The sequence below is a fragment of the Alloscardovia omnicolens DSM 21503 genome (assembly GCF_000420505.1).
GTDB classification, from domain to species: Bacteria; Actinomycetota; Actinomycetes; order Actinomycetales; family Bifidobacteriaceae; genus Alloscardovia; species Alloscardovia omnicolens.
The window spans coordinates 12,511-30,376 of record NZ_ATVB01000004.1 but is presented as its reverse complement, the minus strand read 5'-3'; the positions used below and the strand labels follow the sequence as shown (position 1 = coordinate 30,376).

The window sequence follows — 17,866 nt, the reverse complement described above, 5'->3', positions numbered from 1 at the left end:
ATGACTGCATATAACAATGCTCAGCATGACCATAGTTCTCGCTACTCCTGCTCGACTTTTCTGCGCAGGTGTATATTAACTACAACCAGCATAGCCCTTAGTTGCGCTCTTGGCGGCACGCTGAGCATGGGCACTCATCCTAGCGCAGGCGCTGATACGGCGAAGAGCGCAGGCATTACGACGTCCTTGCCTGTGGCTGCAGCAGCCAGTAAAACCTCTGCTGCTCAATCATCACGTACATTAAGCATTGATTCTGCAAGCAGTATTATTACGTCAAATTCCGGGTATACCGCACGTTTTACGGTAACTAATACCTCGCATGAGCGCGTACCTGAAGGAACGGTAAGCCTCTCAACTGCTCCCAGTTATGATTTTTTGAGTAGCGATTATATGGATAAGTGGGCGCAGGGAGAATTAAAACTTCGTACAGCGCTAACCCTAGCTCAGGTTTCTGTTCCTGCTCTCGATGCTGGTGAGTCCACACAGGTGAATGTGAAGCTTGAACCAACAAATTCAGCATTAGTAGCAATGACCACGTGGGGCGCAAAACCTCTGTTAGTCAACTATAAATCGTCAAACGGAGAGTTAAGCGATACGGTACACACTTTTGTCACGCGCTCAAATGCAGGAACCTACACACAAAATCTGCCAGCAATCAATTTTGTAGTAGCTTTGCCAGTCAGTACAGCATCTATTCCTTCATGTTCTCAATCATCTCTTCTTAACCAAGATGCACGCACCACAACGCAGAACCTGCTTAACGGTGCAATTAAACTCAGCGATACGAATACTGCTTCTCGCACATCCTGCGCATCAACAACATTATCTGCACTGTCTGGTCTTCTTGCACAGCATCCTCAGTTACAACTTCTAACCGATAATAATCTCTCTACTCTTGCACGCGCGGACTATCATCTCAATCCCGCTGCAATAATCCAAAACTCAGGTATCGATATTACTGCTCTCTCAAACACGCAACTTATTGATGCTTTGCCAGCAAGTCAACTTGCTCGGGCGAACCAAACAGCGCAATCTCAGGGCGATAACGCAACCTCAAGCACACCTTCTCTTGCCCTCGACGGTCTTGCTGGATGGTCCGCTGATGCTCTAAAAAGTGCACAAAAACTTGGGTATAGCACTGTTATGGCAACTGATGGTTTTAACTCTACAGTAGATGGCGCTGTACATAATTCGGTTGCTCAGACATCCGTGGATGGCAGCGATATGAAGGTGCTGATTGCTCAAAAAGAGCTGAGCACTCTTGCCCAAGGACGCCCTACATCGAGTAATGCCGTAGCAGAGCAATCTACTGCCGGTCTTATTAACCGCTTTATTGCTCAGACTGCTTTTTACGAAACCCAAGCTCCGTATGAGCACAGAACTGTGTTGATTAATGCAGCTGATCCTGCACAAAGTTTTGATGCGGATCATATCTCCTATATGCATTCGCTGATGAGCGCGTTATCTTCAGCATCGTGGGCACAGCTGAGCGATATGAATGCGCTGATGAACGCTCAGTCCGCGTATAGCCAGAATGAAGTAGCTGATTTTATTGCATCTGCTTCCAGTACAAACGAGACTACGAAAACCTCTTTGCACTCTATTGCGCAGTCTATTCAGAAGAATACAGCGCGTTTAGATACTCTTTTCAGTAGCGTGGTCAGCAGCGCTGAATTAGAAAAGAAAGACAAGAAATCTCGCAATCCACAAGACTTAGCTAATGGCACAGCAAATCGTGACCATACATTATCGAAAGAAGAATTTGACAGTTGGCGAGAAACGGTAAATACTCTGGCGAATAGTTATGCTGTTCAAGCGCTCTCCAGTGCTTCTATTAGTAGCTATAGCGAAGACTCTCATACGAGCGCAGCCCTCACAGCTATGACAACCGTTACCAATAATCTGGTCAATAGCGTGAGTATTTCTGTGCCTCAATCTCTCCATGTAGTCAGCGAAACAGCTAGTTTGCCAGTAACCGTATCGAATAAACTTCCTGTAGCGCTCAAACTGAATATCGCCACGAAGTCATCAGAAAAAGTGAGCTCTGAAGTAGTTATTTCCGGTAAAAAAGATGTTCTTGTTGACGCACATTCCGAGCAACAAGTTATTCTTCCGGTGCGCGCAATTTCGGGATGGAGCACTGAATATGCAGTATATTTAACCACGCCAGATAGCGCGGAAGCACAAGGATCAGAGGAAGAAAACTCAGCAGGAGAAAACCAAGCGGGAGGAAACCAAGCGAGCTCAGATTCTCAAAGCAGCTCCCACAATAGTACTCAACCAGCCACTCAAATAGGCGAGCGCAAAACCATTAAAATTACCAGCTCTTTCACCATTTTAGATAACGCAGGCTACGCTATTTTCGGATTATCCGTAGTTCTCGCCATTCTTGGCGCAAAACGTCAAATCACACGAAAAGGACATAACGCATGAGTTCAGTGGGCAAAAATTCTCTGATTATGGCCTCCGGTACCCTAGCATCTCGCTTAACTGGCATGATTCGTTCTATCTTATTAGCGGCTGCTCTGGGAACAACGGGAATTGCTGCGAATGCGTATCAGACCGGATCAACCGTTCCTCAGGTTGTTTATACTCTTATTTCCGGCGGCCTGTTTAACGCGATTTTAGTACCACAGATTGTGCGAACTTTGAAGTCCGAAAATTCCAAGGAACAGCTTGATAAGCTCGTCACGTTAAGCATGGTCATTTTGCTGGGCATGACGGCTGCAATTATGGCAAGCACGCATCTGATTACTTCTCTTTTTCTCAGCTCAGAATGGTCTGGTCCTCAACGCGCTTTAGCTAATGCCTTTACTTTATGGTGTACGCCTCAGATTTTCTTCTACGGTTTATACACGGTTTTGGGCCAAATTTTGGCAGCCAAAGATAAGTTCGGCATGTATGCTTGGAGTTCCGTAGCTGCAAATGTGGTCAGTTGCGCCGGTTTTATTGCATTTTTAGTGATTTTTGGCAATGCCTCGCGTCAGCCTTTGGAGTTTTGGACTGCCGACAAGATTACCTTAACTGCAGGAGCATGGACTGCAGGCGTGGCTTTGCAAGCCCTCCTCCTCTTTATTCCTCTTCTGCGCAGCGGCTACCGTTTTAGCTTTGCATGGGGAGTTCGTGGAATTGGTTTGCGTTCCATGGGAAGCGTAGCCGTATGGAGTTTGGGCATTACTATTATGATCCAAATCACCTCCATTCTTATTACGCGCATTGCCTCTGGTGCACCTCTAGCTGCCGGTGATTTATATGGCGTTGCAGGCAACGGTTCGTATCAAAACGCAATGACCATCTATATTTTGCCGTACTCCTTGTTCGCTGTTTCTATTGCTACAGCGATTTTTCCTCGCATGTCGCATCATATTTCTGAGGATCACACAGATACCGCCGCCCGTATTTTAAGCACGGCTATGATTTCCAGCAGTTTGATTATGTGCTTCTTCACGTCAGTTATGCTGGCTATTTCGTTCCCTCTAACAGCAGTTTTCTTGCCATCTATTGATGGTTATCAAATGAGTTTGATTAGCCCTATTTTATTTGCTCTTACGTTCTGCCTTCCTTTTACCTCGCTCGTTTTGCTGGCTCAGCGCTCATTTTATGCTTTCGAAGATGGTAAAAGTCCTTTTGTTATTGCTGCCGTTCAAAGCGGTATACAGTTTCTTATTCAGATTGCCACGTGGCTATGGGTTCCTCCTCAGCATCAAACAGCTATGTTGGGATATGCAGTAAGTATCAGTTATATGATGTGCCTTCCTGTTCTGCTCGTTATGTTGTACAAGCGTTTCGGAACAGCTTTTCATATTGGGCACTTCACCGTCACGCATATAAAAATTGCTCTAGCTAGTTGCATTACTTTCTTGGCAGCATGGATGACTTCACATGGCTTAAGCAAGGTTCTGCGCTTTACTGTTGAGTCTGCTCATGGTAAGACTGCATGGCTTATTGCCGTTCTTATCTGCTTGGCGTCAACAGTTGCGGGAGCGCTTGCTTTTTCGCTGATTTTACTACTGACTCGCACACCTGAATTCAGCGATAATGTGGCTACCGTAGCTCGTCGTCTTCGTCTCGACCGCTATCCAGTTGTGTCTCGAATTCTTGAGCGCTTAAGTTCTTCTCAAAGCTCTAACAGTTCCTCCACAAAATAGTGATTTTTTACTCGGTTTTGAACGGTACTCTCGTTAAAATAGTCACAGAGGTATGCATAACTTTTACAGAGAGACACAATGAATTTTAATACCGGAGATATTGTATTAAATCGTTTCCGCTTGGTGAAGCTCTTACGCGACGAACCAGGCATATCCGTGTGGCGCACGCATGATAATTCTTTGCAGCGTGAATGCCATATGTTTCTTGTGTCTAATTCCGCTATTATTTCGCGCGTTAATACAGCTGCCTCTACCCTCGCATTGTCGCAAGATCCTCGTTTTGTTCCTGTTCTGCATTTGCACAGAGAAGGAGAGGTTTGCGTTATTGTTACCGATGAAGATAGCGGAACAACGCTACGCGATTACCTCACAGACCACGTATCCTCTGCTGAGAACTCTCCTTTAAGTTTTCAAGCTATTCGTTCGATTATTGCTGATGTAACTGCTATCTGCCAGGATTTGGATGAACATCAGCAAGCTCATTATTGCCTCGATGACTTAACTGTGCGCTTAACCACGGATGGCGTTCAGTTAGCAAATTTCCCTGTTTCAGCAGCGCTTTTGCCACCAACAGCTCCACGATTCCGTTCCACCAATCACGACGTGGAAAGTGTGATGGTCTACCAGATTGGTGCTCTTGCTTTCCAGATGCTCACCGGCACTCCATATCGTTCTGTTTTAGCAACTCGTGGACGCGCTATGTTGCGTGAGATGAACATTCCAAACGATTTAATGCTTATTTGTGAGCGTAGTCTGTGCTTACCAGACAACAATGGCCGCACGCCTGTTCCGCTGGTTACGCTTTTAGAACTAAATATTTTGCTTGACTCCTCGCGTCCGCTGAAGGAACTGATAAACAGCCCTGATCATGCCGATATTAATTTAGAGAACAGCGTTGAATCTGCTGCTTCTGTTACTCAAGCTGTGTTTAAGCACGTGGAGCCATCGGCTATTGCTGACATTCCTGATTCTTTGAAAGATTCGGATAGCAAAAAGAGTGCAGATGAACATCCTGAATGGAGTGCATCAGAACTGATTTTTGGCGGTAGCAAATCTGTGGATGTTACGCACCCTGATACATCGACTGATCTTTTCCATGCTTTAGGCGAGCTGGATGAGCATAATCTCGACCGTCATTATGATCCTTATGATTTTAATGACTTTGCGAATGAAGATACCGAAACTGCCGGATTGCGAACTCTGGAGATTCGCGCAGCTGCTGCCCAGTCTAATGTTTCACGTGAAACATTAGACTCTGTAGATACTGATTTTTCTACACAAACCCAGGTTCTTCCACCTGTTTTTGAGCCTCATCGTGCACAGCAGGAGCAGACTGAGCAGCAGGAATCACAGAGATCTCAGCGGGCTTTGCGGGCTGGTAAAGCAGAGAGTCAAAGCGGGGAAAATTCAGGAAGTAAAGCGGAAAGTAAAGCGCAACCATTGCCAGCAAAACTGTTGGCACAGCTTTTCCAGTCTCATATTGCTTCATTTATTACTATTGCTGTTATTCTTATCGCCTTAGTTGCTATCGCTTTCTACTCCTTAAGCGTAGGAACTGTATCGCCTGGTACTGCAGACGATCCATGGACTCAAATTCAGCATGAAAAAGTGCGATTCCCTGGACAAGATTCTTCTGATACTGCTTCTGAGAACTCTTCACAGAGCACAAAAAAACCATCTGAAAAAGACGCTGCACAAGATAAAGCTACTCAGAAAAAGAGCGAAAAAAAGTCCGAGCAGAAAAAATCAACTGCTCAAAAAGCTCATAAGAAAACTCAAAAGGGAAAAGGCGCAACCCAAGACAGCGCAATCAAAGCTGTTGAGTTACCAAAGAATAAAAAGGTAAATTCTTTACCTACCCCAGCAGGAACAACTAATACTACGCCTATTACTCCGCGAGGATACACGTTCTTGAACCGTCCAAACGGTATGCGTGCTTGGGGATACGACTTCGCTTTCAATCAGCCTTCCACCTTCTGGAAGCTCGAAATAGGTAATGCTGCAGGCGGCGGTCAGGTGCACGTATATGCTGATCCTGATCCAAGCTCAAACCTTCCTACATCGGGAACGGAAATTGCTCACTTTAGTTTTGCAGATAATGGACAAGTTTCGACTGTTATTTTGAAGAAACCAGTAACAGCAAGTAGGCTCGTGGTATGGATTGATGGAAGCGATGCAACGAGCTTGCCGAAAATCATCAAACTAACTCACTACGCATTTTATTAAGGACAGCTATGACGCACAATTCCGCTCACGTCATTAAAAACGATCCTTGGTTTGGATCCTATGCTTCGCGCGCTGAAGATATGCGTGCCTCGGAAATTCGCGCACTGTTCGCCGTTGCCAGCCGCCCGGAAGTTGTTTCGCTGGCTGGTGGCATGCCATATCTCGAGTATTTGCCTTTTGATGAACTCGCCGACCTCATAGCGAAGATGTTACGCGATCAAGGAACTCATGCATGGCAGTATGGTTCTGCACAAGGCGACCCTCACTTGCGTGAGCGCATCTTAGATATTGTGCGCTTGGAAAATATTACTGATGCCCAAGCTGACGATGTGGTTATTACTAACGGCTCTCAAAATGGTCTAGACTTAATTACACGTCTTATGTGCGATCCCGGCGATGTGATTATTGCTGAAGATCCGAACTATGTGGGCGCTTTAGGCGTTTTTAAGAGCTTCCAAACTGAAGTTATTAACGCTCATATGGATGCAGATGGTCTTATTCCTGAATCTTTTGAGGAAGCAATTCAAGGCGCTATTGCTCAAGGCAAGCGCGTGAAGTTCCTCTACACTGTTCCGAATTTCCATAACCCAGCAGGCGTTACCATGAGCGTGGAGCGTCGCCCACGTATTTTGGAGATTGCTCGCAAGTATCACGTTCTTGTGGTAGAAGACAACCCTTATGGATTGCTATCTTTCGAGAATAAAACCTACCCTGCTTTGCGCTCTATGGATTCGGACAATGTGGTGTATTTGAGTAGCTTCTCCAAGATTATTGCTCCTGGTATGCGCGTGGCATGGATGATTGCTCCTCCAGGTATTCGCCAGAAGTTGGTGCTTGCTAATGAATCTTCGATTCTGAGCCCTTCAAATATGAGCCAGATGACTATTTCCACGTATTTAGATAATTTCGATTGGAAAAAGCAGATTGAGGAATATCGTAGCATGTATAAATCGCGTTGCGAAGCTATGGATTCGGCGTTGCGCACGTATATGCCGTATTGCTCGTGGAATAAGCCAAAAGGCGGCTTCTATATTTGGTTGAAGATTCCTGAGGGATTGAACGCTAAGTCGATGCTGCCTCGCGCTATTACTGCGCGCGTGGCATATGTGTCGGGAACAGCTTTCTACGACACCGATGAGGGAACAGACCATATGCGCTTGAGCTTCTGCTATCCAACTGAAGAGCGTATTACTGAAGGTATTCGTCGCCTCTCAACTGTGGTTGATGATGAGCTTGCTACGGTGAATCTGTTTGGTACGGCTCGTAGTGCAAGTGGCTCCACGCACGACGGCAGTGGCTCCGCAAGCAATCGAACACACGACGCTACAAACAATCCCACACAAGGCTAAGAACTAGAAGGAGTTTTACCATGACATCTCGCGTAGCAATTTTATGCGGTGGCTTAAGCCACGAGCGCGATATTTCTCTCAGCTCCAGCCACCGTGTGGCAGGATTTCTTGAAGACGCTGGCCGTTGGGATGTAGATATTCACGATGTTGACGCATCTCTTATCGATTATCTCCTCGACCCTTCCACGCGTCCAGATGTAGTGTGGCCTCTGCTCCACGGTTCTTACGGCGAAGATGGATCTTTGCGCGATATTCTGGAAATGCTCGATTTGCCTTACCTCGGTTCGCGGGCTAAGGCATCGATGTTGGCTTGGAGTAAACCGATTGCGAAAAATATTGTACGCAAGATTGGTGGTATTAATACCCCGCATTCGGTTACGTTGCCGCAGGAGATTTTCCGCGAGTTGGGCGTTAAGTCCATTATTAATTTGATTGTTTCATCGATTGGCATGCCCGTTATTGTGAAGCCTCATATGGGCGGCAGCGCTTTAGGCTGCACGGTTGTTCGCGAACCAGAATCTCTTCCTCAGGCTTTAGTTGATTGCTTTGCATACGACCAGACCGCGCTTATTGAGCGCTATGTTGAAGGAACTGAGGTCTCTGTTTCTATTTTAGATACCGGCGATGAGATTATTGCGCTTCCTCCTATGGAAATTAGCACACCGAGCGGCGTTTATGATTACTCTGAGCGTTATACTCCTGGAGCGACTGAGTTTATTATTCCCGCGCGCGTAGATGATGACGTTCTCACCTGCGTTAAAGAAGATGCGCTGACTGCCTTCCAAGTTCTGGGTATGCGCGATATTACGCGCGTTGATTTTATTGTTGATGCCAACGGTATTCCGCAATTCTTGGAAGCAAATGTTACTCCAGGCATGACTGATGTATCCATTTTGCCTCGTCAAGCAGTAGCTGCTGGGTATGATTTATCTGATTTATATTCACGCATGCTGGACGCTGTTATCAGTCAAAAGCGCAACATCCCTCATGCAGACGTTTCACTCTAAGCCCAGACAGCAATAAACTTCTTTTGTTCGTGTTATATCTTGTACAGATATAAGGAGAAATATGACTGTTCGTAACGCTATTATTATCGGCTCAGGTCCTGCAGGTTATACTGCTGCTCTGTACTTAGCCCGCGCTGGGTATGAGCCACTGGTTATTGCCGGCGCTATTACACCTGGCGGTCAGTTAGTAAATACTACAGAAGTAGAAAATTTCCCTGGCTTCCCTGACGGTATTATGGGATCAGATCTTATGGAAAATATGCGCGAACAAGCAGAAAAGTTCGGCGCAGAAGTTGAGTATGACGATGTTGTATCTGTTGATTTTAACGGTGATATTAAAACAGTACACACAGATATGGGTGAAACCTACGAATCTCGTACAGTTATTTTAGCTACGGGAGCCAGCTACCGCCATCTTGGCATTCCTGGTGAAGAAGAATACAGCGGACGAGGCGTGTCGTACTGCGCCACCTGCGATGGTTTCTTCTTTAAAGACAAGCCAATTGTGGTTGTGGGTGGAGGCGATTCAGCAATGGAAGAAGCCGACTTCCTTTCCCGCTATGGTTCTTCAGTAACCCTTATTCATCGTCGCGATGAGTTCCGAGCATCAAAGGTTATGCTTGACCGGGTGCGTAATAACGACAAAATTTCTATTGTTACTAATACAGAAGTAACAGAAATTGTTGGGTCTGCTGACAGTGGAGTTACCTCTCTTCGTCTGCGCAATACTGCTGATGGCAGTGAATCTACTCTCGACACTGCTGCAATCTTTATTGCTATTGGACACATTCCTCAATCAGGATTCTTAGGCGATGCTATTGAACTCGATTCTGAAGGATATATTGTGCCATCTGGAGTTGGAACAGCAACATCTGTTCCTGGTATTTTTGCTGCTGGAGATGCTGTAGATAAGGTTTATCGTCAAGCGATTGTTGCCGCAGGATCTGGCTGCCAGGCTGCTTTAGACGCTCAATCTTATCTTATTGAGCACGAATAATCTTATGGGGAGTGAGATCATCACTCCCCATAGTCTTACATCCAACCATCGCCAGACTGATTACTCTGTTCAGATAAAACAGCAATAATACGGTCTAAATCTTCTTGCGAAGTAAAAGTAATCTCAATACGACCACGTTTCGCAGAACCCTTAATCGCCACGCGTGTGTCAAAACGGTTTTCCAAGCGAGAAACAAGTTCAGGATTATCCCATGGATTCGAACGGGCAGAACGCTTCTTTGTTTCAGTTTTCTCACCCGTTGTCATCATAGTAACAAGCTCTTCAGTTGTACGTACAGATAATCCTTCTGCAATAATACGGTTAGCGAGCTTATCCATATCTTCTACTGATTTCAAAGACAGCAATGCTCGCGCATGACCAGCAGATAGCACTCCTGCTGCTACCTTCTTCTGAACAGCAGCAGGTAACTGCAGTAAGCGCAAAGTATTAGTTATTTGAGGGCGTGACTTAGAAATGCTCTGAGCCAATTTCTCCTGCGTTAATCCAAACTCTTTAAGCATCTGCTGATACGCTGCAGCTTCTTCCAACGGATTTAGAGCAACGCGGTGAAGATTTTCCAACAAAGCATCGCGCAGCATATCGTCATCTGCTGTTGTTTTCACGATGGCTGGAATTTTCTCCATATTCGCCAACCGACTCGCGCGCGTACGACGCTCACCCATGATCAACTCGAAATGATGGCCATCATGCGCAGCAGGGTCGACTTCGCGCACAACAATTGGTTGGAGCACGCCCACTTCTTGAATAGAATGCGACAATTCAATCAGCTCATCCTCATCAAAAATCTGACGAGGCTGATGCTCATTAGCCACAATATCATCCAAATGCACTTCGGTCAGATACGCGCCATCCACACGTCGCAAACCAGACACGACTGCGCCGCCCTCAGTCGAGGAGAGCAAAGCATCGAGAGCTGCTGTGGATTCATAGCGAGGAATAGAATCTTCGAGGCTTGGGATATTTGGGCGCATTTCCTCCTGAGCATCACCCAAGCCAGAACCAGCATCAACCACACCTCCAGAAACCCCAGAACCAATTCCACCACTCGCCGACGTTGCTGGTATCTCAATTCCCGGCATCACAGCACGGCGTTTCTTTGAGGAGGATTTTTTCACCTTTTCTCCTGTGTGAGTAGACTCTTGAGTCTGAGAAGTTGCAGATGTTTCACGTGAAACATTGTCGTTTTCGGTTTCATCATCAATCGTTGGAAAAAGAGCACCGAGACCTTTACCAAGTCGGGAACGTCCAGCTGGCATCTTACAACTCCTTCTTCACACGCTGTAATGAGGACAAAATTTTAGAACTCTTCTGGTTAATTTCTAACGCAGCTTCGCGGTAAGCAATAGCACCAGCCCCACGCGGATCATAAGCAATAACTGACTGCGCAAAACTAGGTGCTTCAGAAATACGCACAGCACGAGGAATAGTTGTTTTCAGTAAGAAGTTCGAATAATGCGAGCCAACTTCTGCATACACTTCCTGGCTGAGCAAGGTACGCTTATCAAACATCGTAATCAAAATTGCAGAGATAAGCAGTTCACGGTTCATATTTTTCTGAACTAACTGTATCGTGCGCAATAACTGTCCCAAACCTTCAAGCGCATAATATTCAGCCTGAATCGGAATAATTACCTCATGAACCGCACACAAGGAATTCAACACCAGTAAACCAAGGCTAGGCGGGCAATCAATAATCACGTAATCATAATGAACGTCGCTAGTCTCAATAAATGAATGCAGTTGGTCACGCAATAAATACACGCGATTATCTAACTGAGCAATCTCAAGTTCAGCACCGGATAAATCAATAGTTGAAGGAACAACATGAAGATTGTCAAAATCAGGACACACCTGCAATGCCTCAGAAATCTGAGCCTGACCTTCAATCACATCATAGAGAGACAATGTTCCAGATTCATGAGCAGCACCTAAAGCAGTGGACGCATTGCCCTGAGGATCCATATCCAAAACCAAAACATTAAGCCCAGCCTCAGCAAAAGCAGCAGCTAAATTCACTGAGGAAGTTGTTTTACCTACCCCACCCTTTTGATTTGCTACTGCAATAAATCGAGTAGATTGTGGCTTATCGAACTTCTGTAGGGCAAGCTGTTCCAAGCGCTTCTGTTCATTAGCAATGGATGAGCCAACCTCAGACGAAGAGGAATCCTTAAAAATTCGTTGAATAACATCGGAAGCAGGTTCAAACTGAGAGTCGTTCTCTTCGAATGTTTCACGTGAAACATTACTCATTATTACCTCCGATTATTTCTTCTTGACCACTAATACGCGCGTAGATTCCAAACCTTCAGCCACAGGAGCTTCATAGATATGAGGAGAAATAGCGCCATATTTCTTCATTTCCTTGACCGCTTTTTCTAACTCAGCTTCTACGCTCTTTCCTTTGAGAGTTACCAGTTTACCGCCTGATGCGAGTAATGGGAACATCATGCCGGTAAGTTTCGTCATTGGAGCTACGGCTCTACAGGTTACCACATCGAAACCCTTAAAACCACGTGGCATAAGAGAACGTAATTCTGGTAGAACTTTTCTTGGAACAACTTCTTGAGCGCGAGCACGTACAACAGTTACATTACGCAAATCAAGTTCAGAAACAACCTCACGAAGCCATTCCGCACGACGTTCCATCGGTTCAACAAGATAAAAAGATATATCGCTCATACAGGCGGCCAAAATAATACCAGGGAAACCACCACCACTGCCAATATCTCCAACGATTGGAGATTGTGCAGACTGTGAAGACCGCCTAGTCATACCGTCCAGCTCAGCCCTCAAAAATGGAACAAGAGCAGCGCAGTTCAAAATATGACGTTCCCAAATAATATCTACATCACGAGGTCCAATAATGCCGCGAGGCTCGCCCTCTGTCTCTAATTTTTTATGGAAAAGAGCGAGCTTCTCGTATGCATCTCCAAGAACCTGCTGAGGAAGATGAGAAGAGCTGAGAATATCAGTCATTGTATTCTTCTACACCATCTGTGTCATCATCGAAATCATCCTGAGTTTCAACCTCAGTATCATGCTTTTGATACACCGTCACAAAACGCTTTGGTTCAACACCATGCGAACGAGACTTTAAACCCTCATCACGCACAATATCATGCACAATTTTACGCTCATAAGAATTCATTGGACGCAAATCCACAGGTTCGCCCGTCTCCAACACATCCTGCACAGCATCTAAAGCAGCAGCAACAAGCTTGTCGCGCTTACGCTTCAGGTATCCATCTACATCCACAATAATGCGGGAACGTTCGCCTGTAGACTGCTGAACAACCAAACGAGTTAAGTGCTGCAACGCATTAACAACCTGACCGTCACGTCCAATTAAATGACGAATATCAGTATCATCATCGGCAACAATTTGCACAACTGGACGACCTTGACGAATGCCTAATTCAATATCGCCTTCATAATCGACAATATCCAACAACTCTTCGAGATAGTCAGCCGCAATATCAGCTTCATCATTGAGCTGATCGAGGTTCACTTCTGTATTCTGATCCATAACACTCCTTACCACACTTCAGTTTAGCGCCCGCTAAGTATTTATACATGACTCAGGCAAATACTTCTTCCCTACTACTAAAAGAATGATAGGCAGAGCTTTAGGCTCTGCCTACGGTTACTGCTTTACTGTGAACGACACGCTCGGAGATTTTTATCTCGTACGAAAAAGTATGCGCTGAAATATCGCCACGCTCTCACGCAAACACTGTTACGCACCCACGTACACGCGCACAACCAGAACACTTCGCACACCACCAGCACTTCGTTCTTCGCATCAATGTTTCACGTGAAACATTAACCTGTTCATTCTTCTATTTTCGACGCTGTTTATTTAGCTTTTTCAGCTTTCAGAGCTTCAGCACCGCCTCGATACCACTCGCACTTCAGCAGGGCTCACACCGCTCTCTATTCCGCGCACCTGCCCCGCATTTACGCCACTCTCTGCTGTAATACTCGCTACTTCTTCTTTTTACGCGATGGCTGATAACGCTGATTTCCGCCGTTTTTCTTGAGCTTTTCTTGAGCTTCCTTAACCTTCTGTAACTCTTCTTCTTCCACAGTAGGAAGTCCAAGACGTTCGCGACGCTTTTCTTCACGGTGACGATCACGCTTCTGCTTTGTTTCATAAGCAGCAGATCCAGGTGTTGGGAAGTTTTCAATCTGGAAAATCATCTGAATCAAGGTCCATGTATTGTTTGTTGCCCAGTAAATCAGCACTGCAAATGGGAAAGCGATACCGGAGAAGATATACATCACAGGGAAAATAAATGCCATCATGCGCTGTGTATTGTATTGAGAAGTACCAAAAGATTCCTTTGGCATATTACGACGCAAGCTGTAGTACTGGGAGAGGAACATAGTAATACACATGTATGCTACGAATAAACCGATAACGATTTTTCCGCTACCCGTTGCGTTCGTAAAGTTATGAGAAATCTTCGTTCCAAACAGCTCGGTATCCATAATGTGCTGAGCTACGGTTTGAGTAAAGCCACCCAAAGCATCACGAGAACCGTCAGCAATACGAGAGATTGCAGTCAAGATATAGAACAAAGCCATAAAGACAGGACCCTGAATTAAACCAGGAACGCATGAACCCATTGGATTAGCATTATTATCTTTATAGAGCTTTTGCATCTCACGGCTCATAGCTTCGCGCGATGCCGGATCGTTCTTACCCTTATATTTGTTTTGAATCTTCTTCAGCTGAGGCTGAATTGTCTGCATGCGTCCCATAGAAGCCATCTGCTTGACGAAGAACGGCAAAATAATAACGCGCACAGTAATGGTCAGGAAAATAATAGACAGAACCCAAGCAAAGCCTGAGCCATCCTGCATACCGAGCATAACAAAGAACTTTTGGAAGAAGACCATCACCTGGGTCATTAACCATTCCAGAGGGTATAACAGTTTGTAAATACTACCCAAAAAACCTTGATCGAGATTCATTCTACTTCTTGTCCCCTTCGTAAGGATGGTATATCGGTTCTAGGCTCGGCTCTTCATGCGCTGAAGACCACGAAAATCTATAAAAAAGTGAAAATTTCTGTGGAACATCATCAATTCCACCTGCTGACCACGGTCTGCATCGTAGCAACCGTAACAGCATTAGCGCTCCCCCACGTATTGCTCCAAAACGTTCAATAGCTGTTACGGCATAGAGAGAGCATGTGGGATAGTATTTACAGCGCGGCAAAGTACGCGAAGAAATGGTGGAGCGATACCACTGAATCATCTTCAGTAAGCTTGTGCTGGCTATGCTCACGCTGCATCCTTTGGTTCGGTTACTCTGTGAGCAATTTTAGTAAACACAGCATGTACTTGGCGATCGAGCTCTTCAAAAGCTACACAATAGCAGCTAGGTTTTGCTCTCATAATAATGTCGCAACTGTATCCGCTGGGAAGAAGATGCTCATAACGTCGCGCAAGTACGCGAAAACGGCGCTTAACCGCATTTCGTTTAACCGCATTTCCCACAGACTTTGTTACTGCTAGTCCTAAACGATTTTTTGCCGTAGAACTGACTAAGTCGTCCACTCGGTTATTACTATCAGGTACAGAAGTAACAACAAAATGGACGACTATATCTTTCTGAGAAACTTTATGACGTTTCTTTAAGACAGCAGTAAAGTCTTGATGACTTTTTAACCGCTCCACTGTCAGGCGCTTTTATATATATGTGCGCTATCGCTTATGCAGAAAGGGACTTACGACCCTTTGCACGACGACGGTTAATTACAGCGCGACCCGCACGGGTACGCATGCGCAAACGGAAACCGTGCTTCATGTGACGACGACGGTTGTTTGGCTGGAATGTACGCTTCATAATTTAACGCTCCCATTTTTTGCCGTGTCCATCACGGCTTTCCTTTTAAGTCAATCTCTACAACCTTACTCGAAACCCTGTACTGAGGCAAATCCTCTCTCTTCATAGTGTTTATTCACCCTCAATTAGGAGCATAGGAATGTTATCCACGGTTGTTCCACAAGTTACCCACACCTTATCCACAGTGTGGAAAAGTCACCTAAACAATCCACATTCTAAATGACATCTGTGTAGTTATCCACACATATCCTTGTGAATAAGCGGATAAGTTTGTGAATAACTTTATCCACTTATTCACAAATTACACCCTTGTTATTCACATTTGTGTATTTTCAACACGCTTGACTGTGGATAACTTTATCAACACGGTGTATAAATGATGGGGCATGATATTAGGCATGGCGGGGATGTAAAGTTGTGTTTTATGTGCGCAAAATTTACACATTCGCTCGCACGCATATATATAACACGTCATTGCGCGTTATATATCTCAAGAGCTCAATGCTGTGAATAAAAACCGTAGGTATAAAAGCTTTGAAGGAAACAGTAGTCACTGTGAAGGAGGCGAGATGGCAGATATGATGGATGCTGCTGAAGTCTGGAATCAGTCGTACCAACTCTTGCTTGATCAACCTCTGGAATTAACCCTACGCGAGATGGCATGTCTTAGCGATATTCATGCCACAAATATTTTCGGCACTATGATTGTGCTCACTGTATCTAGTGAATCTACCCGCACAGTAGTAGAGAAAAAGCTTCATAAAGCATTAACCAGTATTTTTTCGCAGGTTACTGGTCAGCCTATGACCTATGTTGTGCAAATCGATCCGCATATTTTAGAGCAAAATGAAGCAACGCCTGCTTCACCAGCGGCACACACCTCTCCAGTGAATAATACAGTCACAGCTCCTCCAGTCACTAAACCAGTCACTCCTTCAGCTGCACCAGAGAGAACAGCTCCTGTGCATCACGAACAGGTATCTCAACATTCTTCTGTTCCAACGCCTGTAGCAGATGAATCTCCTGTCCCTGCTGCTGTGCAGCCAGATATTGTATCGAGCGCTATGATGGATACCCCAGCAAATACGCGCGATGCAGTTACCCATCTCAATAAAAATGCTATTTTCGATAACTTCGTTCCTGGAGAATCGAATCAGTTTGCTAAAAGTATTGCTTTTGCAACGGCTGAGCGTCCTGGTATGGAATATAATCCTCTGTTTATTTATGGAGGATCTGGTTTAGGTAAAACTCATTTACTTAATGCTATTGGTAATCAGGCTTTGCTGATTAATCCAAATTTGAAGGTGCGCTACACGAATTCTGAGGAATTTACGAATGAATTGGTTATTGCTTTAGGTAATAATGCAAGCAGCCGTCGCGCAGAAATGGTGGAATTTAACCGCCGCTATCGTGGTGTAGATATTCTGCTCGTCGATGATGTGCAGTTTATTGCTGGTCGCGATACCACTGTGGAGGCTTTCTTTAATACTTTTAATGAGTTGTATGAACAGGGCAAGCAAATTGTTTTGGCATCCGATGTTCCTCCAAAAAATTTGAAGGGTTTGCCAGACCGCTTGATTTCTCGATTTAGCCAAGGATTGCCTGTAAGTATTGATCCTCCTTCTCACGAGTTGCGCGTGGCTATTTTGCGCATGAAAGCTAAGGCTCAACATATTGATATTCCTATGGATGTGTTGAACTTGATTGCTGAGAAGGTCACGGAAAATGTGCGTGTGCTTGAGGGCGCGCTCACCCGTATTTCTGCTATGGCAAGTTTGAGTAATCAAACTATTACGAAGAGCTTAGCTGAGCAGACATTAAAAGACTTTACGAATTCAACTGTGGAGATTACTCCAACAAATATTATTAGCTTTGTGGCGCAATATTATAAGCTCACTTTTGAGGATATTGTTGGTTCGTCACGCACAAAAAATGTAGCTGCTGCTCGTCAGATGGCTATGTATTTATCGCGCGAATTAACATCTATGTCTTTGGTGGATATTGGCGCTACTTTTGGCGGTCGCGATCATTCTACAGTTATGCACGCATGCCGTAAGATTTCTTCAGAAATGCAAGAGCAGCAAGAAACATATACTGCTGTAACAAAACTGACTAATCAGCTCAAGCAAAATCGCACTTTTGCTGAATAAATTGTTCTTTATTGTGCCCAGCGCAGACTATATCTGAAGCTAGATGAAGCTGCCTGCTTTTCGCATCAACTATTCACGTTTTCAGCAGAATCCGTCTGGCAAAAGGATTTTAAG

At 45.1% G+C, this 17,866-nt stretch carries 15 protein-coding genes; 7 read left to right on the top strand and 8 right to left on the bottom strand.

Going from position 1 to position 17,866, the window contains the following annotated elements:
• From G464_RS0102540 to trxB, 6 genes are all read left to right on the top strand, one after another.
• Entirely contained in the window at positions 1-2,433 is a 2,433-nt protein-coding gene (locus tag G464_RS0102540) for a DUF6049 family protein (RefSeq protein ID WP_022856602.1), read from the top strand.
• Positions 2,430-4,148, top strand: a complete 1,719-nt coding sequence (gene murJ, locus G464_RS08640) for a murein biosynthesis integral membrane protein MurJ (RefSeq protein WP_022856601.1) — start codon at positions 2,430-2,432, stop codon at positions 4,146-4,148. Before G464_RS0102540 ends, murJ begins: the two co-directional genes overlap by 4 nt.
• A gap of 78 nt (positions 4,149-4,226) precedes the next feature.
• A complete protein-coding gene (locus tag G464_RS0102530) occupies positions 4,227-6,374 on the top strand; it encodes a protein kinase family protein (RefSeq protein ID WP_022856600.1) in 2,148 nt (715 codons plus the stop codon).
• Between the two features lie 8 nt (positions 6,375-6,382).
• The gene (locus tag G464_RS08635) at positions 6,383-7,723 is read left to right on the top strand and encodes an aminotransferase-like domain-containing protein (protein ID WP_021617370.1); all 1,341 of its coding nucleotides are present in this window, start codon (positions 6,383-6,385) and stop codon (positions 7,721-7,723) included.
• Positions 7,724-7,743: 20 nt separating this feature from the next.
• On the top strand, positions 7,744-8,730 hold the full coding sequence (locus G464_RS0102520; protein ID WP_022856599.1) for a D-alanine--D-alanine ligase family protein: 987 nt from the start codon (positions 7,744-7,746) through the stop codon (positions 8,728-8,730).
• A 61-nt stretch (positions 8,731-8,791) separates the two neighbouring features.
• The gene (trxB, locus tag G464_RS0102515) at positions 8,792-9,727 is read left to right on the top strand and encodes a thioredoxin-disulfide reductase (protein WP_021617368.1); all 936 of its coding nucleotides are present in this window, start codon (positions 8,792-8,794) and stop codon (positions 9,725-9,727) included.
• A gap of 35 nt (positions 9,728-9,762) precedes the next feature.
• Here the strand turns inward: trxB and G464_RS0102510 are convergent, their stop codons facing one another.
• The 8 genes from G464_RS0102510 to rpmH all read right to left on the bottom strand — a co-directional run bounded on the left by G464_RS0102510 (position 9,763) and on the right by rpmH (position 15,602).
• The gene (locus G464_RS0102510) at positions 9,763-11,004 is read right to left on the bottom strand and encodes a ParB/RepB/Spo0J family partition protein (RefSeq protein ID WP_022856598.1); all 1,242 of its coding nucleotides are present in this window, start codon (positions 11,002-11,004) and stop codon (positions 9,763-9,765) included.
• 1 nt (position 11,005) lies between these two features.
• Entirely contained in the window at positions 11,006-11,998 is a 993-nt protein-coding gene (locus G464_RS0102505; protein ID WP_022856597.1) for a ParA family protein, read from the bottom strand.
• Positions 11,999-12,010: 12 nt separating this feature from the next.
• The gene (gene rsmG / locus G464_RS0102500) at positions 12,011-12,724 is read right to left on the bottom strand and encodes a 16S rRNA (guanine(527)-N(7))-methyltransferase RsmG (RefSeq protein ID WP_022856596.1); all 714 of its coding nucleotides are present in this window, start codon (positions 12,722-12,724) and stop codon (positions 12,011-12,013) included.
• Positions 12,717-13,274, bottom strand: coding sequence for a Jag family protein (locus G464_RS0102495; protein WP_022856595.1), 558 nt, complete (start codon positions 13,272-13,274; stop codon positions 12,717-12,719). The genes rsmG and G464_RS0102495 overlap by 8 nt, the downstream gene beginning before the upstream one ends.
• A 458-nt stretch (positions 13,275-13,732) precedes the next feature.
• Positions 13,733-14,725, bottom strand: coding sequence for a membrane protein insertase YidC (gene yidC / locus G464_RS0102490; protein WP_022856594.1), 993 nt, complete (start codon positions 14,723-14,725; stop codon positions 13,733-13,735).
• A gap of 1 nt (position 14,726) precedes the next feature.
• Positions 14,727-15,011 carry a membrane protein insertion efficiency factor YidD gene (yidD, locus tag G464_RS09885; protein WP_021617362.1) on the bottom strand — a complete coding sequence of 95 codons (285 nt, stop codon included), beginning with the start codon at positions 15,009-15,011 and terminating at the stop codon, positions 14,727-14,729.
• Between the two features lie 26 nt (positions 15,012-15,037).
• The gene (gene rnpA, locus G464_RS0102485; RefSeq protein ID WP_021617361.1) at positions 15,038-15,433 is read right to left on the bottom strand and encodes a ribonuclease P protein component; all 396 of its coding nucleotides are present in this window, start codon (positions 15,431-15,433) and stop codon (positions 15,038-15,040) included.
• 34 nt (positions 15,434-15,467) lie between these two features.
• Positions 15,468-15,602, bottom strand: a complete 135-nt coding sequence (gene rpmH, locus G464_RS0102480; protein WP_021617360.1) for a 50S ribosomal protein L34 — start codon at positions 15,600-15,602, stop codon at positions 15,468-15,470.
• A gap of 569 nt (positions 15,603-16,171) precedes the next feature.
• On the opposite strand from rpmH, the gene dnaA reads away from it, so the two are divergent.
• On the top strand, positions 16,172-17,752 hold the full coding sequence (gene dnaA / locus G464_RS0102475) for a chromosomal replication initiator protein DnaA (protein WP_021617358.1): 1,581 nt from the start codon (positions 16,172-16,174) through the stop codon (positions 17,750-17,752).
• The last annotated feature ends 114 nt before the right edge of the window (positions 17,753-17,866 follow it).